The organism is Xenorhabdus siamensis (assembly GCF_037996745.1).
Classification (GTDB): Bacteria; Pseudomonadota; Gammaproteobacteria; order Enterobacterales; family Enterobacteriaceae; genus Xenorhabdus; species Xenorhabdus indica.
On record NZ_JBBMXE010000006.1, the window covers coordinates 16,394 to 40,241 of the forward strand.

18 protein-coding genes are annotated in these 23,848 nt (G+C 34.8%); 12 read left to right on the forward strand and 6 right to left on the reverse strand.

Translation table 11 applies throughout. From position 1 onward, the window contains the following. Positions 1-79: 79 nt before the first annotated feature. The gene (locus AAC852_RS06110) at positions 80-1,042 is read right to left on the reverse strand and encodes an endonuclease (RefSeq protein ID WP_422824263.1); all 963 of its coding nucleotides are present in this window, start codon (positions 1,040-1,042) and stop codon (positions 80-82) included. 308 nt (positions 1,043-1,350) lie between these two features. Here AAC852_RS06110 and AAC852_RS06115 point away from each other — a divergent pair, with 308 nt between their 5' ends. From AAC852_RS06115 to AAC852_RS06150, 8 genes are all read left to right on the forward strand, one after another. Beyond that, positions 1,351-1,539, forward strand: a complete 189-nt coding sequence (locus AAC852_RS06115) for a hypothetical protein (protein ID WP_340620268.1) — start codon at positions 1,351-1,353, stop codon at positions 1,537-1,539. A 708-nt stretch (positions 1,540-2,247) separates the two neighbouring features. Next, positions 2,248-3,099 (forward strand): N-acyl homoserine lactonase, encoded by an 852-nt coding sequence (locus AAC852_RS06120; RefSeq protein ID WP_340620269.1) that lies wholly within the window; start codon positions 2,248-2,250, stop codon positions 3,097-3,099. Between the two features lie 191 nt (positions 3,100-3,290). Beyond that, positions 3,291-4,322 (forward strand): hypothetical protein, encoded by a 1,032-nt coding sequence (locus AAC852_RS06125; RefSeq protein WP_340620270.1) that lies wholly within the window; start codon positions 3,291-3,293, stop codon positions 4,320-4,322. Between the two features lie 352 nt (positions 4,323-4,674). Further along, positions 4,675-7,392, forward strand: a complete 2,718-nt coding sequence (locus AAC852_RS06130) for an inverse autotransporter beta domain-containing protein (RefSeq protein ID WP_340620271.1) — start codon at positions 4,675-4,677, stop codon at positions 7,390-7,392. 361 nt (positions 7,393-7,753) lie between these two features. Further along, a complete protein-coding gene (locus tag AAC852_RS06135) occupies positions 7,754-9,496 on the forward strand; it encodes a hypothetical protein (RefSeq protein WP_340620272.1) in 1,743 nt (580 codons plus the stop codon). Between the two features lie 114 nt (positions 9,497-9,610). Further along, complete coding sequence (locus AAC852_RS06140; protein ID WP_340620273.1) at positions 9,611-11,344, forward strand: hypothetical protein; 1,734 nt, start codon at positions 9,611-9,613, stop codon at positions 11,342-11,344. Between the two features lie 119 nt (positions 11,345-11,463). Next, complete coding sequence (locus tag AAC852_RS06145; protein WP_340620274.1) at positions 11,464-12,726, forward strand: hypothetical protein; 1,263 nt, start codon at positions 11,464-11,466, stop codon at positions 12,724-12,726. 50 nt (positions 12,727-12,776) lie between these two features. After that, complete coding sequence (locus tag AAC852_RS06150) at positions 12,777-14,408, forward strand: hypothetical protein (RefSeq protein ID WP_340620275.1); 1,632 nt, start codon at positions 12,777-12,779, stop codon at positions 14,406-14,408. A 200-nt stretch (positions 14,409-14,608) separates the two neighbouring features. On the opposite strand, the gene AAC852_RS06155 is transcribed toward AAC852_RS06150, so the two are convergent. The 5 genes from AAC852_RS06155 to adiA form a co-directional block, all read right to left on the reverse strand. After that, positions 14,609-14,998, reverse strand: a complete 390-nt coding sequence (locus AAC852_RS06155) for a nuclear transport factor 2 family protein (RefSeq protein WP_340620276.1) — start codon at positions 14,996-14,998, stop codon at positions 14,609-14,611. A gap of 145 nt (positions 14,999-15,143) precedes the next feature. Then, on the reverse strand, positions 15,144-15,581 hold the full coding sequence (locus AAC852_RS06160; protein ID WP_047683539.1) for a universal stress protein: 438 nt from the start codon (positions 15,579-15,581) through the stop codon (positions 15,144-15,146). 169 nt (positions 15,582-15,750) lie between these two features. Further along, entirely contained in the window at positions 15,751-16,179 is a 429-nt protein-coding gene (locus AAC852_RS06165) for a universal stress protein (RefSeq protein WP_047683536.1), read from the reverse strand. A 318-nt stretch (positions 16,180-16,497) separates the two neighbouring features. Next, the gene (gene adiC / locus AAC852_RS06170; protein ID WP_340620277.1) at positions 16,498-17,826 is read right to left on the reverse strand and encodes an arginine/agmatine antiporter; all 1,329 of its coding nucleotides are present in this window, start codon (positions 17,824-17,826) and stop codon (positions 16,498-16,500) included. A 3-nt stretch (positions 17,827-17,829) separates the two neighbouring features. After that, positions 17,830-20,112, reverse strand: coding sequence for an arginine decarboxylase (gene adiA / locus AAC852_RS06175; protein ID WP_340620278.1), 2,283 nt, complete (start codon positions 20,110-20,112; stop codon positions 17,830-17,832). A gap of 743 nt (positions 20,113-20,855) precedes the next feature. Here adiA and AAC852_RS06180 point away from each other — a divergent pair. From AAC852_RS06180 to uvrY, 4 genes are all read left to right on the forward strand, one after another. Continuing rightward, positions 20,856-21,641, forward strand: coding sequence for a thioesterase II family protein (locus AAC852_RS06180; RefSeq protein ID WP_340620279.1), 786 nt, complete (start codon positions 20,856-20,858; stop codon positions 21,639-21,641). A gap of 329 nt (positions 21,642-21,970) precedes the next feature. Continuing rightward, a complete protein-coding gene (locus AAC852_RS06185; protein WP_340620280.1) occupies positions 21,971-22,333 on the forward strand; it encodes a hypothetical protein in 363 nt (120 codons plus the stop codon). A gap of 141 nt (positions 22,334-22,474) precedes the next feature. Then, positions 22,475-22,882 (forward strand): GFA family protein, encoded by a 408-nt coding sequence (locus tag AAC852_RS06190; RefSeq protein ID WP_340620281.1) that lies wholly within the window; start codon positions 22,475-22,477, stop codon positions 22,880-22,882. A gap of 301 nt (positions 22,883-23,183) precedes the next feature. Beyond that, positions 23,184-23,843 (forward strand): UvrY/SirA/GacA family response regulator transcription factor, encoded by a 660-nt coding sequence (gene uvrY / locus AAC852_RS06195; protein WP_340620282.1) that lies wholly within the window; start codon positions 23,184-23,186, stop codon positions 23,841-23,843. Positions 23,844-23,848 lie beyond the last annotated feature (5 nt).

The following is a 23,848-nucleotide window of genomic DNA, read 5'->3' on the forward strand; positions in this document are numbered from 1 at the left end:
ACTGAAACATTTTTCAACTTTTCCTTGATGAAATAATAAACTAATGAAAGCCATAAAATAACAAACCAGAATATTTTAGTTATTTTTTACAATTACCTGCCAAATAATACCCGGCTTTCTGAGCTTCAAATTCCGAACGAAAATAAACAGCATTTTTATCAGCGACTGTCTTATATCCTGAGCAATGTGCAAAATGATAAATCTGGCTGTTTTTATTGCCTTTAATTATTTCACTTTGAGTGACTTTCGTCGTTGATTTTTTAACTGAAACCGGCTCAGTAACTGATTGGTCTGAATTTAAATTTTGATTATTATTTTGCCTACTCAGCCTTTGATCTGAAACTTTTTGCCCTAATTGCCATTTTTTACTTCCTGTAACAAATGGGTTATGGTGCCCCATAATACGGGCGATTCGATTATCCCGTTCCCGCTCCCAGGCTTCTACCGGATATTGACGATCCCATGCCATCATTAATTGCTGTTGCTGACGTGACATCGTCAAGTGATAGCGATCATGCATATAAAAATAGACTCTGGCGACCATCCCTTTCACTTTGTCACGCGGTTCAAAAAGGCGTAATTTGAAATCCACTTTACTGCTACAAGCACCGTACATATTGGGCAAATTTTTGGAAGCCATTCCATAACTCAAATTACTGCGATCCCCATTAACTTCACCAATAGAAGGTGCCAGATTATGCATATCCGATTCTATCGTGCGAAATACCGGATCATTCTCAACGCAATTTTTTCTTCCACCATTCTGCCAACATTGTCTCTGATGGCCAAATACCCACGCTGGTACAATATGTTCCCACTCGATACGCTCAGCACGGGTTTGTTGTGCTCTGACTTGATAATGACAAGAGGCCAAGTCGACACGGCCACCACTTTTACCTACCCATTGCCAACTACAGCCACAATACAAAGTACCAATGCCTGATTTTTCTTGCCCATCATAAACATATTTTCGTGATTCTATTTTAGCCTGTTCAAAATTGGCCGGCACACTCCATGCGCTAGAAGATGCAATGAATACCAAAAATAAAAGATAATTTGCCCAAAGGCGAAATTTATTGTTCAAAATAATACCTATCACTTGTTGTATCACACTAATCTGGTATCCTGCCTGATCAGGCAAATAAATGATACATATTATTTGTCGAATTTCTCTTAAATGATTACTGTAAAATCAGTTTGCTAACTTAGTTTGTTCAAATCAATATCACTTAATTCATGCAATAGTTAACTTATTGCATCTTTAAAGACTCAAATACTCTGTTTATTAATCCATTGAATTCTATTCATTTGAGTAAAATTAAATCAACTTTACGATATTTAACAAAATAAATGACGATCAACACTAAATTTGAACAGCTTGAACACGAGCTACTGGATGTTGTTAAAAAATACTCAGGAAATGAAGAAGTTACTATCAACACTATTCATACTTCAGAAAATCATTTACAAATTCAGGTTATCATTGCAGGTAAAAATCAGCTAGATATTACTTTAAATTCATTTTCTGATGAACTATAACCCTGTCCTATGTTTAAAAAAACAAACACAAAAAACCATCTATTTTTCTAATGGTTCTTTGTGTTTTATTATTAATCTATTACTCACTGCGTTTCTTTTTGGGTGAGAAATGAGTAATGATAACTTTTGAAGTTCTTTAATCAAGAATTTGTTATTTCCTTTTTCAATAATTAATTTTCAAAAAATTGTTGCATGTATTTATTATACCTTATTATCATCACGTCCTTTTTCTTCTTGTATAAAATCATCATTTTATAAAAATCAAATTAGAAAAGTGAATTAAATTCATCTTACATAAACCCAAAACATTAATCATGGTTTATAGTTCAAAATATTTCTTTCGATAAAGAAATATTTTGAGCCAATAAAAATAAGTTATTAGCTGATAAAAAAAAGTGATTTGAAATAATCAAATAAAAAACACACCTTATACAAACCACAATCACCCTAATTAAAATTTCATTAAGGAGGAGACAATCAAAGATAAAATCAAACCCAAGAACCACATACAAAATCAGGAGACATAAGATCATAATAATACTAATCAATTATAATCATATAACTACTTGAATGCAGTTAAACTAAAACAATTTATAGTAGCCACTTATTATTATTATCTAAGTCATAAATTATATGATACTTTGAAGCTCAAAATTATCATTAACCACCTTATTAACTCTGTAAAATTATACATAGGACAACAATAATATGAAAAAAATAATTTTACTTACCAAAATATTTCTACTCAGCTTTTTCATTCCTATTGTTAATGCTGATCCAAATTATAATGGTTACGATGTTGCCAACAAAATAACTCAAAGGTACTTTGATAATCAAAAATATTGTGGAGATGACGGTCTTCCTGCATTTTTATGTTCAGGTGTTTTGCTGAGAGGAACCGTTGCTTCGGATAAATATCACTCATGGAATCCAAGCCCACATTCCCAGGAAAGCGGCGGTGTATCATTCTCCTATTTGAGACATGATGTTAAGGATATTGAACTCGCTTATGATTACAAAAATGGCTTTATTTTTTCTCCTTACATTGAAAATCCTGCTGATAAAGTTCGTCCCGAAATTCTTTGTTATTTTCCCATTGATGGAGGTACGGTAAACAGAAGTGACAAAGGATGTGGCCCTGATTCAGGAAATCCAAACAGCATGCCTTGTCAACAACAGGGAATTACCACAGCAGAACAGTGGGTCAATCATTATAGAAATGTTGTTCATTCTAGTCGCTTCGCCCAATGTGGTTTTGATGTCACAGGAGCAGGGAGTGCAGATGCATTTATGCAAGGAATTAAAGTTCGCTCACTGATTCAGTTACCATTAAATAACGAACTAATTTTGGCTACCTGGCCCCAAAATATCCCGGATAAATTACCTATCGAAGCCTTCTTTTATCGTGCTGAAGGGTTAAATAGCGCACAACATGATCAAAGAGATTTTTATCAGGTTACAGGGGTAATCATACCAATAATACAGATGACACTCCCTTCTGATAACAATCAAGATACTAGCTTTAGTTATAATCCAGAAGATCAGGCTATTAATCCTTAGAATTAACAAGTTGAAATTAAGAGCATCTAATTAAAAAAAATTATATCTTCATGAAAGATAAATTTTAAATAAAAATCCCAAGAGGCTATATAGAAAATTAACATATAAAAAACCAATAAAATTTCACATTAAATAAGTAGAAAGTACAACAACCAAACTAATATTTACATAACAAAAACAAGAGGTATTCAATGAATAGTTTAGACGATATGACGCTCTCACCACCCAATTTCCCACAAGCAGATGGAACGGGCACTATTAATGTGCATGATATTAGGGCAACAAAAAATGAATACATAATCATGAAGGTGGATAAATACACTGGTGACGAAGTTGGTGATCAAATAACTGGCTATCTTTGTTTAAATGGTAATTGCTCAAATAATGAAGATGGAACTGTCTTAAAATCAATACCCTATTATATAACGCCTGACGTATCGGATGTTCCTTCATACACGTTACTATTTCTTGTAGATGAAATTTCTGTTTATGGCGCCTTTCAAGGGTATTACGAAATAACCAGTAATGAAAATGTACGTAAGTCACCAATAGTTAATATAACTCTTGCATCTTTGGATGCATCCAGTTTGCCTGAATATACTCCAAGTACTCCAGATGCTACAGGTAATAATGGCACATCACTAACAAAAGATGATTATTATAGGTTAGATCAATTGAGAATAGATGTGCCAGTTTATGATGGTATGGCTCCCGGACAGATTGTCAATGTAATATGGAAAGGTCGTAATAATACATACCTAACGCCAACTCAGACAGTAAATGAAGTCATGCCGATGACGTTCTATATTCCTCGCATGGAATTTATTGACACAATTGGTCATACAGCACAAGTGCTGTTTAAAGTGGAAAAATTAGTCAGTGACTCTGCCGTATACTCTGGAACTTTATATATTGTTATTGAAAGACAGAATATTAATTTACCAGCACCCACCCTTTTCTACCGTGGTGATGGCACTATTCACGTTATGATAAAGTATTCTGATATGTCTTTTGATCAAACAGTAGAAATCCGTGCAGTAGGTAGAACAACGCTACAGACCCGTTATAAACAGGTTGATGATCAAAGCCAAATGGCAGTACCGCTACCTACTGATTGGATAGAAGAAAATCGAGGGTATCTGGTATTGATTGATTACGCAGTCGGTAGTATGTATCCCGGAAGGAAATATAGTTTTTCTCGTGTATTCCGACAAATTCTATAAAACAAAATTCTGTGAAATAGAAGTTTTTTGACTTCTAACAAACCTCGTTGGATTAAACGAGGTTTTTTTGCATTTTTAACTGAAAACTATCTTCTGATAACCATAGCTAACAATATATTTTTTATTAATAGTACCACAATGGAACTTTTTTTGACCATTAAGTCAGGGTGTAATCCATGAAAATAGAAACCATCGATTTGAGTGCCGTAACAAATTGGATTCGTCTTTTTGGCAAATTTCTTGTCAAAATTAAAATACTTAACTAATATCGAATATGAATTTATTAAATTATTTAATGGATAAAAATACAGTTAAAACACTTCTAATATCAAAATCTCTAAGGTGCTTATATATGATATCATATATTGGTAAATTCATTATTCTTCTCTCTGTGCTTTATACATTATTGATACCATCTGCGATAATAAACGCCTTTGCTGATGAAAATCTAACAATTGAAAATTCTCTTCCCCAAGAAAAGGAGAGAAAAGATAACTTAGCTATTCGTGTTAACGAATCAAATAAAAAAAATGATATACAGAAAGCAGATAACATTTCAGAAACTGAATTACCTAGTTTTATTACAAAAAATATCCAGACAGTAGGTAATATACTGTCATCATCCTCTTCTGAGCTAGTTGAACAAGCTAAATCTTATGCTTTAGGTAAATTTAACAGTACTATTGCCTCCGAAGCCCAAAAATGGTTATCTCAATTTGGCACAGCAAAAATTAACTTTGGTCTTGATAGAAGAGGTAAATTAGAAAATAACTCATTAGATCTGTTATTCCCCCTTTACGATAATAAAACGGATTGGCTCCTCTTTTCCCAATTAGGTTATCGCAATAAAGACAGCCGGAATACAGTTAACCTTGGTTTGGGAGGACGCTATTTTTATCAAAACTGGATGTATGGCCTGAATACATTTTATGACCATGACCTCACAGGTAAAAACAAGCGAATAGGATTTGGAGGAGAAATTTGGGGTGACTATATCAAATTTTCTGCCAACACTTATCGTCGCTTAAGCGACTGGCAGATTTCACGGAATTTTGAAGAACACCATGAACGCCCCGCCAATGGTTATGACATCAACGGAGAGTTCTTTCTGCCAGCCTACCCTAATTTAGGGGGCAAACTGACTTATGAACAATATTTCGGCGAAAACGTAACCTTATTCAATCGGTATACCAAACAGAAAAACCCCAGTCTGGTTAAGCTAGGAGTGACTTATACCCCAATCCCGTTGATAACAATAGGTGTGGATTATAGACAAGGTGAAGGTGGTCGCTCTGAAACGCAATTTTTGGCGAATCTAAATTATAGGCTGGGAGTTCCTTTGGGCACGCAACTATCGTCAGCTAATGTAGCGACTATGCGTACATTAGCGGGGGAACGTTACGATTTAGCCGAAAGAAATAACAATATTGTGCTTGATCATCGAAAGATCCCAATTGCTCAGTTTCTTGTAGCAATTCCTGAAGAACCCAAGGGTTACAGGATTAAAGGGCATATCTTGACTGTTAAGGCAGATACTGATGGAGGAAACGCTTCCGAAGATAAAACCACTTCAACAGAATCAGAGGGAAAAGTTAGAACAGAAGGAGAAAAGACATCAGAAAAAGAAACTGCTGCAAAAAAGACTTTACCTGCTAATGATCAAAGTAAATTTATCTATACGGCAACTATCATAGATCGTAATGGTAAGCAGGTAGAAGATGATGAAAAAATCCCCAATGTAAGATGGGCATTGAGTATAAATGATAATCCTATAAACCCTGCAAACAACAAACACGGACTTACTCTGCAAGGACATACAAAACCGAAGCAAGGGACATTAACAGCAACATTGACCAGTAATAAAGGCGTAGAGAATGTTCTTGTCACACTTTTTATAGATCATCCTGTAAGAGAAGATGCTAAATGCACAAAAGAAGCGGAAGAAGCAGAACAATGCGCAAATGCAGAGACACCTGTATCTTTCAAATCGGAATCTTTTGAAATAAAAGAATTTTGTCTAATGATAGATAATAAGTGCACAGAACAACTTAAGCCCAGTGATATCTTAACAGGCAACGGCAAAGATAAATTTACATATCAAGCAACAATTTATAAGAAAGGCTCAAATAAACCATTACAAGGTGAACATAAAATAAGTGCAGAATGGAAAACTAATTTTGAAGCCAGAACCTATAAAGGTGAACCGGAATGGAAAGTTGAGAGTGATAATACAGTCAGGGATGGAAAAATGACGGGTACATTAACCAGCCAGGTTGGTATTGGTGATATTGAGAGTGGCCAGATAATTGATGGTTTGACAGTAGAATTAACCGTGCCAGGTGATAGTAAGTCGGCTATTCCGGTTGCTTTTGAAATTCCTGCGCCTATAACCACAGGGGTTGTTGTCTATGTTAAAGAAGCTGATAATAGGACAATCAAGAAAAGCAAAATATTTGAAGATCAACTCAGGCCCAGTAATGTATTTGGAAATATGTACGCTCAATTGTACGACTTATCGATAAAGAAAAAGATTATGGATGAAGGAGGGGGAATTATTTCTACAAAAGGTTTTGGGGGTGGAATTAATGACTTTTGGGATATCGATATGACTACAGGAGAGATAACTCTGGGCAGTGTGCTTCAGACTAAGAAGGACACATCTATAACGATTAAAAGAACCAATAAGGCTAAATATACTTATAACTATTCTTTTTGGGTTAAAAAGATCATCCTGCCCAGTGTTATTCATCCAGGAGTTATGAAACAAGATAGTGAGGAGGAAAAAATTACATGCAGAAGTCCGGATCTACCGTATTTGCGCAATATTAATGAGCTTGATATAGGTATTGGCAGAATTGATAGTTATTCCTTACAAAGTGAATTCCCAGATAGCTACTCTTGGGGAATACTTGATGCAGTTACACCACCCCCCCCAGTGACTCCAAACATCCTTGGAAGATATCTGAGAAACGCAGATAGAGGAAATTTTATCTATAATACTCAAAAAAACGAAGAGGTAGGTAATCTCAAGGGTTATGTACTTTGTGTTACGAGTTATTTTGCTCATTAACTTAAAAGTACAGGATTCAATATATTGTAAATTCAGACAGCCGTAATATGCGTTTGGCTGTCTGTTAGCTCAATCAGCTTTTTACCCTACAAAAATACAACTCCATCTACTTATTACTAATGTTGAATAATGAAATAAGTTTCATAATAAAAAAACTTTCAATCTAAATATCACTCAAATAGATATGGTTATTAGGTGATAACTATTTTTCATTATCCAAATCTGAATCGATCATCTAATCTACCTACGATTGTTATTTACAAGCATAAAAAATACACTCAAATAAAATAATTTCAGTGTATTTCATTTTCATATCAAAACATTTTCTCAAAATAATAAATTTAATTAGCGAGGCATTAAAATGAAGATTGAAGAAAATTTAATTACAAAAAATCCCTCTCAAGGGGATTATACCGTTACTGCAACAATACCTAATCAATCTGATATTCTTGTTGGACAATCCTGTTATATAACAATACTTGTATCAGGACAACCAGAAAAGATAAGAAATATTAAAGATATGACGATAGAATTTGATAAAAATATAGCTAAATTCGTTAAATGGAAGATAGAGGAACCATGGAATCATTCAATTAATGTTGGAGATATAACAATTCTTTTAACTGTTGAAAATAACCTGGACGAACAACAGCATAAGGAAATCAATTATATTATTAAGCTCTGGGCTGACAATGAAATTACTAAACCTGTATCTAATTACACACCTAAAAAGATCACATATAATGTGAAGAAAATTAATCCTGACACCATTATTGAATTAAAAACTGATAATGAATATATTCAACCCCCAACAGAGGATAACCCAGTAGGAACAGGAAAGAAAAGTATTATATATTCTGGTAAAGTCGTTGACAATCAAAAAAAACCACTTAAAAAAACCCAAGTTATAGTCGCATCTTCATTATCAGATCAAATATACTCTGATAATCCAGATAAGATTCTTGTTAATATAGGAACAGAGCCAGATAGTGGTAATTCTAAGCCGATTACAACTAATAGGGATCATGGGATAGATTATTTCATTGTTAACAGCGATGAAAATGGTTACATAAAATTTCGTTTATATCCAAAAAAAAATATATCTGCCAGAATCGATTTCAAAACAGGAATATTAGGAGTGACATCTATTAGTTATGCTGCATCTGCATATATATTTAATAATACAAATCAAAGTGATGATCCATTCGGCCCATCATCACCAAATATATACGATGCATCAACAACGGGAGAAGTTCCTAAGATAACTGGCTCCAAGGGAATGAATGTTGGGATTACTCCATATGCCGGATATCAGAAGACAGATAGTTTGATATTTTTTATGCAAGGGTATGAAGAAAATGATAAACCAATTCAACTCAAACCTATATATAAACTTGATAACGTAGCCAGTCTAGAAACAAATCCTTTCGTTTTTACATATGATCAACTGCCACTTAATAAGCTTATGAAGCTTTATTATCTGATTGCTCCCGTCAGTAAGGAATCTCTCTATTCCATGTCATCAGAATTTATGTATGTTGGTGAAGTATCTGAAGGTGATAACAATAATGGTGATTACGGGATTTATACACCAGTTGAGGTATACTCGAGTTATTCACCAACACCGTTTGACCTCAAAAATGAAAATGATCGTATGTATGATAATCGTCTAGTCACGCTAGATACGATAAATCAATATATAAAAGGAACCCCTAACATAACAAATACCGATCCTACTGGCATGTATGTCGTTATAAAAATAGCAAAAACTGATGAAGAGGAAGTGAAGGGACTCCCTCCGCTCAATTCTACTTGTACTTTAACGATTAATATAGATTCGGCTACAAGACAAGAAAATAAATCTTATCCACCCATTCAATTGACTGATAATGTTAATTACTATCACATTATAAAAATTCCATATTGTGATTTAACCAGAGCTCAGGGATGGGAGAATGGTATTCAGGCAAAACTATCGTTTGTTTATTCGATAGAAGATGCAGGAATCACAAGAAACAGTAAAGAATGGAAAGCTACAATAGGTACAGCAAATACTGGTTTTGATCTAAATGACGATGGTTGTCCGAAACCAAAGAAAAATTAAAAAATCAGTTATCTCAATGAACACTGCTTAAGAAGATTAATTTAATAAAGATATCTACATTATTTATTCATATAGATATGTCGATATCGAACATATTAAAAACAGAGGTAGACTATGAGTACAATAAATAATATAAGAATAACAGACAGCCCATGTAAATTTGGTGAACTTTGTGTGTCTATACCTGACGGAGCTGATGTTGTTATTGGGCAAATTTGTTATTTAACTGTATCACTTACTGCTGATCCAAATTTAATTTCCCACATTGACAATATTTCAATAGAAGCCGATAAAAGGTATGTTACTGTAGAAAACAAACCTTTCTGGAAAATATCAGAAGATAAAAGTTCTGGTAGTACCATAATTCTATTACATATAAATAATAACTTACCCGAAGGATCATCAATTAGATATATAATTAATGCAACGTCAAGCAATAGTTATATTAATGAAATAAAACCATTGGAAATTAAATATACGGCAAAGAAAGTTCAACCAACAAGCTTTATTTCATTAAGCACTCAAAATGAATATATTGAACCACCAACAGAAGATAACCCTGTTGGTATCGGAAATTCATATATTAAATATTCCGGTAAATTATTAGATCATAATAATAATCCACTAAGGAATACACAAATTATTATATCATCCGAACAGCCAGGTAAGATATTCTCACATGATGAAGACAAAGCGCTTGTAAATATAGGCACAGAACCAGAAGATGGACAACTATCCCAAAAAATTATTACACATCGCCAGAATGACTTTGATTTTTTTACTATCAACAGCGATATTAATGGCGATATAAAATTTCGCATTTATCCAATACGAGATACCTCTGTTAGAATCGACTTTGATACCCAAATATTGAATGTAACTTCTGTTAATTATGCAGCATCTATATATATATTCAATGCAATAAACAATTCAATATTTGGTCCAAATGCTCCCACAATACTCGGAATAAAAGATGGGAAAATCGAAAAAATACCAGAAACTGAAGGAGTTAAAGTGTATGTTACTCCTTATCCAGGATATCAGGATACAGATTCTCTGATATTTTTCATTCAAGGATTTAATCCTAATGATAACCCCATTCAACTTAAACCTATATATAATCTTAATGGTATATTCAATTTAGAAGAAAATCCTTTTTCCTTTACATATGATCAAATACCACTTAACAAACCTATGAAGCTCTATTATTTAATCGCTCCAAAAAATAAAGAATACAGCTATTCTATGACAGAAATGTTCACGTATATTGGTGAGCAAAACGATTCACCTAAAGTCAGAATTTACGATAAGGTCAAAGTATACTCTAGCCGTGCCACACCTCCTATTGATGTATATAGTGAAACAGATATATATAGTGATCCATATGAAATTCTTGAATTTGATGGTGTTAATTTGGACACAATAAGCCATAAAAGAAAACATGGCCAAAGTGCTAAAGGTGTTGTAGGGCTGTATGTCGTGATAATGGGGACCAGTGAAAAAGACAATAAGACACTACCTCAACTCGGCAGTAAAGGAAGTCTAACTGTTCGAGTAGAAACACAGACATCCAGAAATACTCATAATAGTTATCCGATCCAATTGCCACTTATACCTGATCCGGGGAAATCAACAGGCCACTGTACAATTGGCATTCTATATTGTGATGTTAACCGAGCTGGCCCTTCATTTACTCAAGGAGCGGGAACACTTGTTTTTGAATATTATATTGAAGAAAATGATGGTTCCAGAAAGTATAGTAAAAAATGGCGTACCAAAATTGATACTGTATTACCAAATCAATCAAATGATGATCCTGATGGTTGTGATCCTTTACCTGATAATTAAAAACATTATTAAATTAGGCTCTATGAAATCCGCTTTTTATTAAGCGGATTTCTACAATAATATATTAACCACTATGTTAATATATTATAAAAAATTAAAAATAAAGTTAAGGAAATAATATGAAAAACAATATGTCGATAGATGAAAGCTCCATATCAATATACTTTGAAACAGATATTTTCCAAATTCTGGAGTATGATAGTTTACCACCTGATGGTAAATATATTAAAGCAATTGCCTTGATCAGAGATAAAGGAGGAAAACCATTACCAAATGTTTCTATTGCCATTATTGAAAAAGAATATGCTTATTTTGACCAAGTGAATATTTATCATGCTGATAAAACAACCCCTGTCGAAATTAAAAATATTACTGCTGATTTAAGATCTTTTTCTGTTACTTCTGATGATAATGGAGAATTAGTTTTTTATATTTATCCGAAAAAATCAACACCATTAGTATTTCAGGTTGACTCTATGGTGATGAATGTAACAGGACGCATTTCATCAAAAAATAAGGTATATATTATAGACAATAATAAAAACGATCTAGATCTTCCTCCTCTTGATATTATTGGAGATAATGGTAATTTATGGGTAGATCCTACATCAAATTTCTTTACACTGATAATTCAAAATTATCCTGGCTCCAAAAGAAACGACACAATACTATTTTTCATTAATAACAAATATGTTAAAGAATCATTTTTTGTTGAAGATGTTAATCAATTAGGTAATAGCTACATGACATTCCCTTATAATCTTCTTAAGAAAAATCAACTTTCTCATTTCTCTTATACTGTAGTAGATCAGGCAGGATTAGCTCGTTCTTCATATCCACAAAGCATAATATACCCTGGAGGAAGTTATAACCAACCACTTGATGGTAAAAAAAGAATATATGACAGTTGCATAGTTTACAATAGCGCTGGTTATAGTGATGATGAAAATATTATCAATGATTCAATTCATGAAAAAGATGTAGCGCACAGATGTAACAATCCACATCATGAAGGATTATTCGTTAAGATAATAGGAACAAGTGATTATAGAGATAAAACAAAAGTTCCACTTGGTGCTGAAGTTACATTAAATTTATATATTAATAATTATCCAGATAATACTTATCAATTTAAATCAAAATTAATGCCAACTCAAACAGATAGTTATGGTAGTAATACAGCAGAATTATTGTTTGGCATTCCTTTTAAATATGTTGGTCATATAAAATCTGGGCGTATTCATTTAGATTTTAAAGTTAATTATTATGGAGACATTTTTTATGGTCATATTTGGGAGGCTGATATTTATACTATACGACCAGGAGGAGAACCTTCCGGGGATGCCTGCCCTGATAGCATAACCTGGTCTGGCATATGGTAAATGATAAACAAAGGCGTTTATTCTTCGAAATAAAAAAGAAAGAGGTAAAAATGTTAAAAAATGACAGTGATATAATTTTAAAAGACCATATTTTAAATCTATCCGTTGAAAACGGTGCAGATGTTATCATTGGCCAAAACTTTTATCTTGATATAAAAATAATTTCCAAAACAATATATTCTAATCCATTAAATATAGATATAAAAAATAGTGAAGGCTTCGAATTAATAGAGATAATTAATTCCTTCTCTCAACAAAATAATAATACATATAGTATGAAGATCCTGTGCACTGTTAAAAATGATGATTCAATCAATTCAGGAGATGAAATATTTTTTACACTTACAGGTATTGACAAAGTCATAAAATATTATGCAAGAGATTTAGTGAAAAGTTCAATTCAATTAAAAAAGAATAAAAGTGTTTGCCTGACTCCAGTCGATGACAATAATCTGAATAATAATAAAGAACACTATATAAAATATAGTACAACTTTATTTGATACTAATGGTCAATTACTGAAAAATACACCTGTTCATATTTTTTCTGAAATTAAAGAGTATATAGAAAGGAAAATCATAATTACAACTGATCCTGATAATATAGAGGAATCACCTCAACCTATAAAACCATATAATTATGGTGATAACATTGAAATCATTGTCAACAGTGATAAAGAAGGAAAAGTAAAATTTCGCGGGTATCCAATAACAGATACCCCCGCAGTTATAAATTTAGTCAGTAAAGTGGAAGGTATAGCTGAATATCCTGCTGGTGCTGTATATATGATTTCTGCTATTCCATCAAATAGTGCAGAATTACTTAATTCACCATATGTACCTGAGCTGTCCGGAAATTTATTAGATGGTGATGGCCGTAAATTTTTTGAAGCTCAGATTAATTCCTACTCTCAAGTTTCAATGGCAGATAATGTTTTATTTTTTAACAAGAAAAAGGAAAATGGAGCTATTGATCCAGAAGGATTAATACTTCCCGTCAAAAAAATTTCTGATGTTGTAGAATCAATTAATCAAGACATTTCTAATTATACATTTTTGATGCGAAGAGATATTTTCCCGCCTGAAAAGGACTCAATGCTTTATTATATAATAGCACCAATTTCTGGTAAAAACCTATATTCAGATATTACAATGGTAAAATATATAGGAAGAGAATTAACCACACCTAATTATGATATCGAAAGAATATATGAAATACCAAGCGTTTTCTCAAGTTTTGCCGATATAAAAAATGATCCTAAACTTGAACATTCTGACAATGACAGAAAAATGCATGATGAAATAATTACTCAAAGAGATATATCTAACTATACCGAAAATAACTGTCAGTTATATGTAAAAATTAAGTGCACTAATGATGAAAATGATCAATCCTATCCACTTTGGGGGCAAGAAGTATATTTAAGAATGTATGTCAAATCAAAAAATAAAAACTTTAATAAGATATTTAAAACTGTTGCACCATACACTCCCGATGAATTAAGAGGAAAAAAATCAACCGTTATTATTAAAATTGATTCACCAGATCTTAATGATGTTAGAGGGTTTACAAACGGTGGCATAGGTATGATTTATTTTGAATATTATACAATTAATCCAATTAATCAGGAAAAGACATATAGCCATTATTGGAAAAGTAAAATTATTACATCTGATTTATAATTAGAACCAAATGTTTTCTATCGATAATAATATTTAGCCTGAATTTTTATTACAATCTGTAAAAAGTATCTAATCACAGTGAAAAAAACACTTACCGAGTTGCAGTTTCTTCATTAAATTTGCAACTCGTTTTTTATTCACTTACCTACTCTCTGATATAAATCAAATTTAAGTTAAACAATACTATTTGTTAGACAACACTATTTCCTAGATCCTAAATCATCATCCTGTTCACTGCCGCTAATCTTTCTGGTTAACTCATAGCAACGTATTATTTTACTTTCGTTAATCAAAAATCTGGCAAATACTTCAAATTCAACATGTTCACCATCCTTTTTTATTGCTTTTACTATATGGTGTGTATGGACATTATTTTCATTTTCCGCAATGGATAAAATATTGACCTTCGTACTTATCAGAGTCTCTTTTAATAAATTTATGTGGGAAATGAAATCATTAAAATTAAGTTCATTACCATTTACTACTTGAACATAATTCTTGGTAAAATATTCCTCAATGGTTGAATTATTAACATCATTATTTTCAAGTATACGTTTTAAAGAATTTATCACTATATTAGAATAAGACAAAACATACTCTCCATATAAAAAGAAAACAATGGTTACAGCCCGTTAATTGTGCTGGACTTTGAAGTTTATTAGAGTAATCACCCAACAGATAAAAATTTCTGCTGGGTGTAATATTTTATATCTGGTAATACCGGAATAGTTTAGGTTAGCGAACGACTAACACAGAAATATTTGCGTACCCTACAATGCCTGATGCGTTCGAACCCAGCAGGTGGGTTGATATATCAGGTCTTCGTGAACCGACGACAATCAGGTCGGCATCAATCTCACGGGCAGTAGAAAGCACTTTGTCACGTGGAGAACCAAAAGCAACAGAGTACGATACTCTGTCCTTCGGCAAATTGATTTTTTCTACCACTTTTTTGAGTTCCTCTTCGGAATTTGCAATGGCTTTTTTCGCAAAGGCGCTCAGTAAATCATAATGATAGCTATAGCTCACAGAAAATCTCGAAATATCAGGAACTGAGTGAAAAAGATGCACTTTTGCATCAGAGATTTTTGCCAAAAATTCCGCATGCTTAAGCGCATTATCAGTCAGGTGATCTTCAGCAATATCTATTGGAACTAAAATCATTTTATACATATTTACTCCCCTGTAATCGAATATATACCCATTGTCTCTTAAATTGCGTTTTGTCAGCAATCTATTGAAATAGATAGGGTATAGCCGCTAACCATTACGTTTTAACCATCAATAAAACCACAACAAAAACCGATAATAGTTATCAAACTGCAATTATCAATGCGAATAACTATCTTACAACTAATACAGATGTTTTCGCATATCTGACAACTGCCGCAGAATTAGAACCTAATAAGTGGGTAGTAATATTCGGTCGCCTTGAGCCAATCACGATCAAATCAGCTTCAATTTCATCTGCTGTAGAAGTAATTTCGTCCCTCGGTGAGCCAAAAGCAATTGAATAACTGATACGATCATTCGGCAAATCAATGGAAGCAGCCAACTTACTCAAATCTTCTTCAGCCTTAATCGTCGCTTTGTCTTTAATTTCCATGTACCCTAATGCATAAGCATTAATAATCGCGGATGAAATAGGTAATACATGTAAAATATGCAACTTGGCACCTGTTTCTCTGGCAATGTTAAGCGCGCAGTGAACAGCTTTGCTTGTCAGTTCATCTTCAGAGATATCGACTGGTAATAAAATAGTTCTGTACATATGCACGCTCCTATTATTTAACTACCTAAAATTAACTGATTTTCCAAGTATATTAAGATCCAGAATAATTTACTGTGAGTTGTCTAACAACTCAACATCTTAGCGCTTATCCAAACCAATAAACAGGGGCTTAACCTGACAAAGTCACAAGCATAACAATTTACTTTAAATTAAAAACATTGGGAGATTATGGCGGCACATCAAAAAAGACTGGCATACAGATTTTAATCTGTGATGTATTGAGAAATTGGTTCAATTACAAAAACTAACATAAAAATGCGCTGAATATCAGCGCATTATAATAAGATAAAGATCGTATTAATCTTTTTTTTCTAACGGGAAAGGCGCCGGATGCTTTGTGTTGTAGTTAAAGGTATACATGGCTGTTATAACCATCATTACCACCAGCGTCCAAACCACTTCTTTTGCACCTGTCCCCAATACGGCCCAAATGCAATAAATAAAGGCAATGAAGGCGATCACAATATAACGCGTTTTTTCCTGTCCAAAGTGACCATGACCAAGCAGCAGCAAAGCCGCACAAGTGTACAAATAAGGTATTAGGGTGAAAATCACCGATACGGATGAAACCAAGCCGAACTCTTTCGCCGCATCAGGAGAGATGCTACTGAATTGTACAATCGTCATCAAAACACCCAAAATTAATAATCCATTCACAGGCGTTCCGGCTTTGTTCACTTTGGCAAAGATTTTAGGGAATAAGCCATCATCTGCCGCCGCTTTTGCTGTCTGCCCGGCAAGCAATGTCCAACCTCCCAATGATCCCAAACATCCGGCTGCTGCACAAAATGCTACTATTGCACCGGCAGTATCGCCCAGTGCCAGACGTGCCGCATCACCAAACGGAGAAGACGAAATGACTAATGTCGCGTTGGGGATCATCCCCATAATGACGCTACTGGACAACACATAACACACAGCAGCAATCAATACACCGCCAATAGTGGCAATCGGCACATTCCGCTTTGGATTTTTAACGACTCCCGCTGCAACTGAAGCACTTTCAACACCAATAAAAGACCATAATGTCACGTTTAAGGTGCTTTGAATGGCACTAAAAGTATCTAATCCACTGACATTCCAGGCATTCATGTAGGTTGAGCCACTAAACCAGAACCAGCCAAATACCGCAACGGCCACAATCGGGATCAGGGCGAGTGTTGTAGCCACAGCTTGTACTCTGGTTATGACATGCGGGCCGATAATATTCAAAAACACAAAAATCCACAGTATCGCTATACAGGTGAATGTAGAAATGATTGGATCTTTTAGGATAGGGAAAAAATAACTGATGTAACCGACCCCAATTACGACCATAGCAATATTACCAATCCAACAGGCCAGCCAGTAAAGCACGTTGGTCTGATAACCTAAAAATGGCCCAAAAGCTCGTCTGGCATAGGCATAAGAGCCACCTGGGCTATCATCTAATGAAGACATCTTGGCATATACCATAGATAGCCCAACCGCACCAATGATGGTCACCAGCCATCCCAGGATAGCAATCCCTCCCGTTGCTGCCAGACTCGCCGGTAGCAGAAAAACTCCCGATCCCATGATGTTCCCCGCTACCATCAGCGTAACGGGGATTAAACCCACTTTTTTGGTATCTGCAATCGTAGCCATAGTTTATTTTCCCTTACGCTTTATACACATGACGTGATAAATACCATCAATAATCTCCGTTCCTTCCGTTTCATGCTCAAAGCCAGGGAATTCACGATCCCATTTTTGCAACGCATGCAAGTAACCAATTTGCGGGCTGTTTTTGTCACCGAAGTTTTCCCCTGACATCAACATGGGAATACCAGGTGGATAAGGAATAATGGAGTTCGCCGCAATGCGATGGGGAAGTTTATCGAGTGCTACCAATTCCACATTATTAGTCACAATCGCCTGATAAGCCGCTCGTGGTGTCATATCAATTTCAGGTAACGCAGCATAAGCCTGATTCAGTTTCTCACCCGGATTATTCTTATATAAATAAGCAAACATTTTATCGCCTAAATCTTTTACTCCTAACTTGCCATATGCTTTTTGATGCTCGTTCACCAAATCAGGTAATACTTTACTCATAGGTGTATTCGCATCGTAGTGATGTTTGAAAGACAGTAAGGTATTCAGCAAAGTCCCCCATTTCCCTTTGGTAATTCCCATTGAGAACAGGAACATGATTTGAAAATCAGTCGTGCGCGTCGGAACAATACCATGTTGACTTAACCATGCCGTCACTAACGCTGCCGGTATACCCTGTTTTAGTAACTTACCATTATCCCCCATACCCGGTGTCAGGATACTGACTTTGATAGGATCAAGCATACTCCAGTCATTAGGCAAATCCTCAAACCCATGCCAACTATCGCCCGGATCCATCGTCCAGCAGCTTTGTTCTTTGGTCAGTAACTCTTTTGGTGCATCAGCAAAAGCAATTTTCTTACCAGTCGCAGGATCTGTCACTTTCTCCTGATTCCAGGGTTTAAAGAACCAATCGCCCTTTTTACCAAAATCCCGATATAGATGCGCCAATGCCTGACGAAAATCGACTGCTTCCTCAATCACTTCCTGTGTCAAAGAATAACCACTGTTACCATCCATCATTGAGACAGCAACATCATTTGAGGCACAGATCGCATACAAAGGCGATGTTGTCGCATGCATCATATAGGCTTGATTAAATCTTGAGAAATCAATCGGATTGCGGCCATCACGTACATGAATGAAAGAGGCTTGCGAAAGTGCATTCAATAGCTTATGAGATGAATGAGTGGCAAAAACGGTTGGCCCTTTATGCTTTTTAGGATCACCCCGCATGGCATAATGATCATGATAGATAGGGTTAAAACGGGCATAACCATACCATGCTTCATCGAAATGTATTCTATCGACACTTTTATCCAGCAGGTTTTGTACATGTTTGGCGTTATAGCAAACACCATCATAAGTACAATTCGTCACAACGGTATAAACGGGTTTTTGCTTCACCCTATCTTTAGTTAGTGGGCTCTGTTTCAGCTTTCTCTGGAGTGTCTTAGCCTCCATTTCCTGTGGATAAATGGGGCCGATAATGCCATATCGGTTACGGCTCGGCAGCATATAAACAGGCTTTGCCCCTGTCAAAATAAGCCCCTGCTCAATGGACTTATGGCAATTACGGTCGATGATAACGATGTCATCTTCTGTCATGCAGGCTTGCATTATCGTACGATTAGAGCCTGATGTACCGACAACAACAGAATAAGAATGGTCTGCACCAAATACTCTGGCCGCGTTTTTTTCACTCTCGCCAAATGCCCCACTGTGATCCAACAGCGACCCCAGTGAAGATCGCTCAATTCCCATATCCGTACGAAAAAGATTCTCTCCGTAATAATCATGATAAATGCGACCAACGGGTGTTTTATTAAACCCAACACCACCCTGATGCCCTGGTGCTGCCCAGGAATATTCATAGACTTTTCTGTAATTCATCAAAGCTAACATCAATGGCGGTAATAATTGTTGGCGATAGCGGTGCATGGCTGCAATAGCCCTGCCGGCAATAAAATCTGGAGAATCTTCAAGTATCCAGGCAAATTCGGCTAATTTTTCCAACATCTCATGATTTAATAAAAATACAGCTTTTTCCCGGTCGCTTAATAGAAATACTGGTACATTTTCCTGACGCTCAAACAGTTTATTCAGTAATTTTTGGATCTGCTGAAATAAGTCATCATCCATCAATGCACAACTTACCATTAAACAATCAAACGGCTCGTTGGCTGCAATTATCGTATAACTGTCATCAATAGAGTCTGCAATAACAACATCAACGTCCCGTTCAATTAACTTATCTGCCAAGCGGTGTACTGCATTTTCGATATAATAACTATGATGCCTTGTACCCACTTCGTTTTTTGCTATCAATACCTTCATAATGTTTTCCTATCAAAATGACAAAAGAACTTAGTGTTACCTGGCGCTTGCCATAGAATGATTGACACAATCAGAAAAATTAAACGGTTATCACTGCTATAACATTGCATTGAACTTAATTTTTCACAGTACTGTATGAGTCGTAACATGAATATCAATAAATTAATAACATTAACTAACTATTTATGAAAATATAAATTTTTAGATTAAAATCACATTGATTAAATATAGTGGTTATTTTGGATTGTGCAATCCAACGATAGTTATACCTGAGGGAGAATCGGCCATTGAAAGGAGTGCAAAGAGCCATCAGTTATATACAAAGTTTAGGACGAATAGCAGCGATAAATGGTATGCCTGTTTACACATGGCCGTACACAGCCATCACTGATGGCAGTTAAAAGGGGATAATTTACGGGAAGATAAAACACAATATCATCACCAAAATTGTAGTTATTCAGTGATTGATATTACAAAAAATCATATCAATATAGTTAACTAAGGTGTTGCAACCCATTTAGCAAGAATGAAAAATTCAATATATTCAATAAAATAATTACAAAACCACTTTTCCTGTCTTATTTCATAAAATCTTATTATCATAATAAAAAAACCCAAAAAGAATTATATTTTAATATTGGATAGAATGCTCCAGGGACGGTAGCATTCTGCTAATGAGAAATCAGAAATAATCAAATCTGCTTATTTTAATCTACCTAAAAAAATAATAATGGGATCCGATTGTGAACAAAGACTACTCCCCATATTTTATTAAACTCAACCATGTTCTTAATCCAGAAATCAGGATATTTTGTTTTCCTTATGCCGGAGGCGGTAGCTCAACTTTTGTTCCTTTTGCCAGAAAAATCAGAGCAAATGTTGAATTTTTAGTTATTCAACCACCAGGTAAGGGAGCAAGATTCAAGGAAAAGCCTTATGACGATATGCAGAGCCTGATTGAAGACTTATATGTCAATATTAAGCCACTATTGAATATACCATACATCTTTTTAGGGCACAGTTTAGGCAGCCGGATAGCTTTTGAACTGTTAAGAAAAATCGATGCAGAATCATTACCGTTACCCATTGAATTTATCGCCTCAGGTAGCAGGGGACCGCAAGTTTCCGCCATCCGAAAACCAATAAGCGCTCTAGAAGATAAAGAGTTTACTATTGCATTGCAGGAATTTGGGCGTATTAATCAAGAGCTTATTGATAATGATGAATTACTCTCACTGATTTTACCTGCCATAAAGGCTGATTTTAAAATATCAGAAGAATATTACTATTCTGGTACAGCATCTTTGGCTTGCCCTCTAACGGTATTCGGCGGAACAAATGATGCGCTGGTAGCAGAGCAAGAACTTTATTCCTGGTTTGATTTTTTCGGGCAGGATAAAAAAGTCATCATTTTTGAAGGTAGCCACTTCTTTATTGATGATAATAATGACCCGGTTATCGATGCTGTAGCAAATATCCTTGAATTAAAAATATCCAGACGACCATATACACTTCTATCAAGTGCTTAACTAATACTCTGTAAAAGAACAAATCCCTGGTCACATAATAGACTATGTTTCTGGGGATTTGTTCTCTTGCCACCGTGATGAAGCTCGAAATTTATTAGGCATATTATAATAATCTCAAGATTATTTTTTGAACCATATGAACATTACCTATATTTTTGTGATGGTGCGTACTTAAATAAACTCTCCTTTTATTTTTCCTTTCAGAAAAAGGAAATTTAAACGGTGAAAGAATAAAAATAATATTAAACAGGCTATAATATTTATACTGGCAAGTTTACTCAGATAATCATTATTGAAAAGATAAAAGATTTATTGGTGGAGGTCTCAGTATGGAGAAATTTACTGACAAATTAATTAGCCTGGATCATTTTCTTTTACGACTCTTACGTTTCTTTCTTCATGCTCTTATCATTTTCTTAATCGGTATTATTCCTGGAGTATTGGGCTTTTTCCTGATTGAAAGCCATGCTATTCCTGATGCACTTTTAAATTCTATTTCAATGATTGGAACGCAAAGCCTACATATTGAGCCAACCAGTACACTGGGAAAATATTTTGCGGCTGTTTATGGCTTATTTCTACAAGCGATCTTTTTCATTGCTGTCGGATTGGTGGTTACACCATTTGTTCATCGTATATTGCATAGCTGGCATATTGATGATGACGATGAAGACGAGGGTAAGAAGAAATAATTCATCATTCTTACTTTATGCTGCACCGAACCAGCAAATTATTGTGATAAATGTGACAATTATAACAAAACAAAATAATCCTTCCTCAATCATATTGGTATAAAATTTTAAATAATCATCTCAAATATATAAGGTAGAATAATGAATAAAGGCCATTGCTTGTGTGGTGCAGTAGAAATAAAAACTAACCAAAGTATCGAAAATATCAATGCCTGCCACTGTGAAACATGCCAGAAATGGAGTGGAGGCCCGTTTTTATCTGTAGATTGCAAAAACGATTTGCAAATAGCGGGTAATGAGAATGTTTCAATCTATCCATCTTCAGAGTGGGCAGAGCGGGCTTTCTGTAAAAACTGTGGAACTCACCTCTTTTACCATCTGCATCAACCTGGTACTTATATTGTTCCAGTTGCACTATTTGAAAATAGTAACTCAGGAAAATTATCTAAACAGATCTTTGTCGACAGCAAACCCGGCTATTACAACTTTGTTGAAAAAACACCAATGTTGACTAAACAAGATATTCTTAACTTATTTAATAATCATTAACATGAGGGGAAATTACCCTCGTTGCATTTTTCAAGATAAATAAGCTTTATAACAAATACATCTCATAAAAAATAATTGCTTTTACATTTATTCTATTGATATGTAACAATTTTATTTCTGTTTTACACTAATCTCAGTATAATATAGTCTTTATCAAGAACAATTTAATTTGGTTTGAGCGTCAAAGTCACTCCATATCAAATTATATTATAAAAATCATAAAGATAAATTCAGTGTATCCATTGGGGTTTTCTTAATTTGTCGCTATTTTCAGTAGATATTACGTTGGTGGAGAAGTTGTTTGATTAATGTTTTATTAGTTGATGATCACGAACTAGTTCGCATTGGCGTGAAAGGCATACTTGATGACGTACGGGGAATTAAAGTTATAGGAGAAGCCAGTAGCGGAGAAGATGCCGTTAAATGGTGCAGGTCAAACAACACGGATGTCGTTATGATGGATATGGGAATGCCGGGAATAGGAGGCCTTGAAGCTGCGAAAAAGATCATCCGCTATTCACCGGATACCCGCGTAATTATGTTGACTATCCACATAGACAGTTCCCTGCCGACAAAAGTGATGCAGGCCGGAGTCAGAGGGTATTTAAGTAAAGCAGCAACGCCTCAGGATATGATCAACGCTATCCGAACAGTTTATGCAGGGCAACGTTATCTCTCCCCTGATATTGCCCAACGGATGGCACTTGATCAGCTATCCCCGCAAAAAGAGAATCCGTTGGATGAACTGTCTGAACGAGAACTCCAAATCATGACAATGATAACTCAGGGTAAAAAGGTGAATGAGATATCGACGTTACTCAACCTCAGTCCGAAAACAGTAAACAGCTACCGCTATAGGATGTTTAACAAATTAAATATCAAGGGTGATGTAGAATTAACTCATATAGCAATACGCTGTGGTTTGCTTGATGCACCCAATATGATAAATCATAGTGGATGATAACA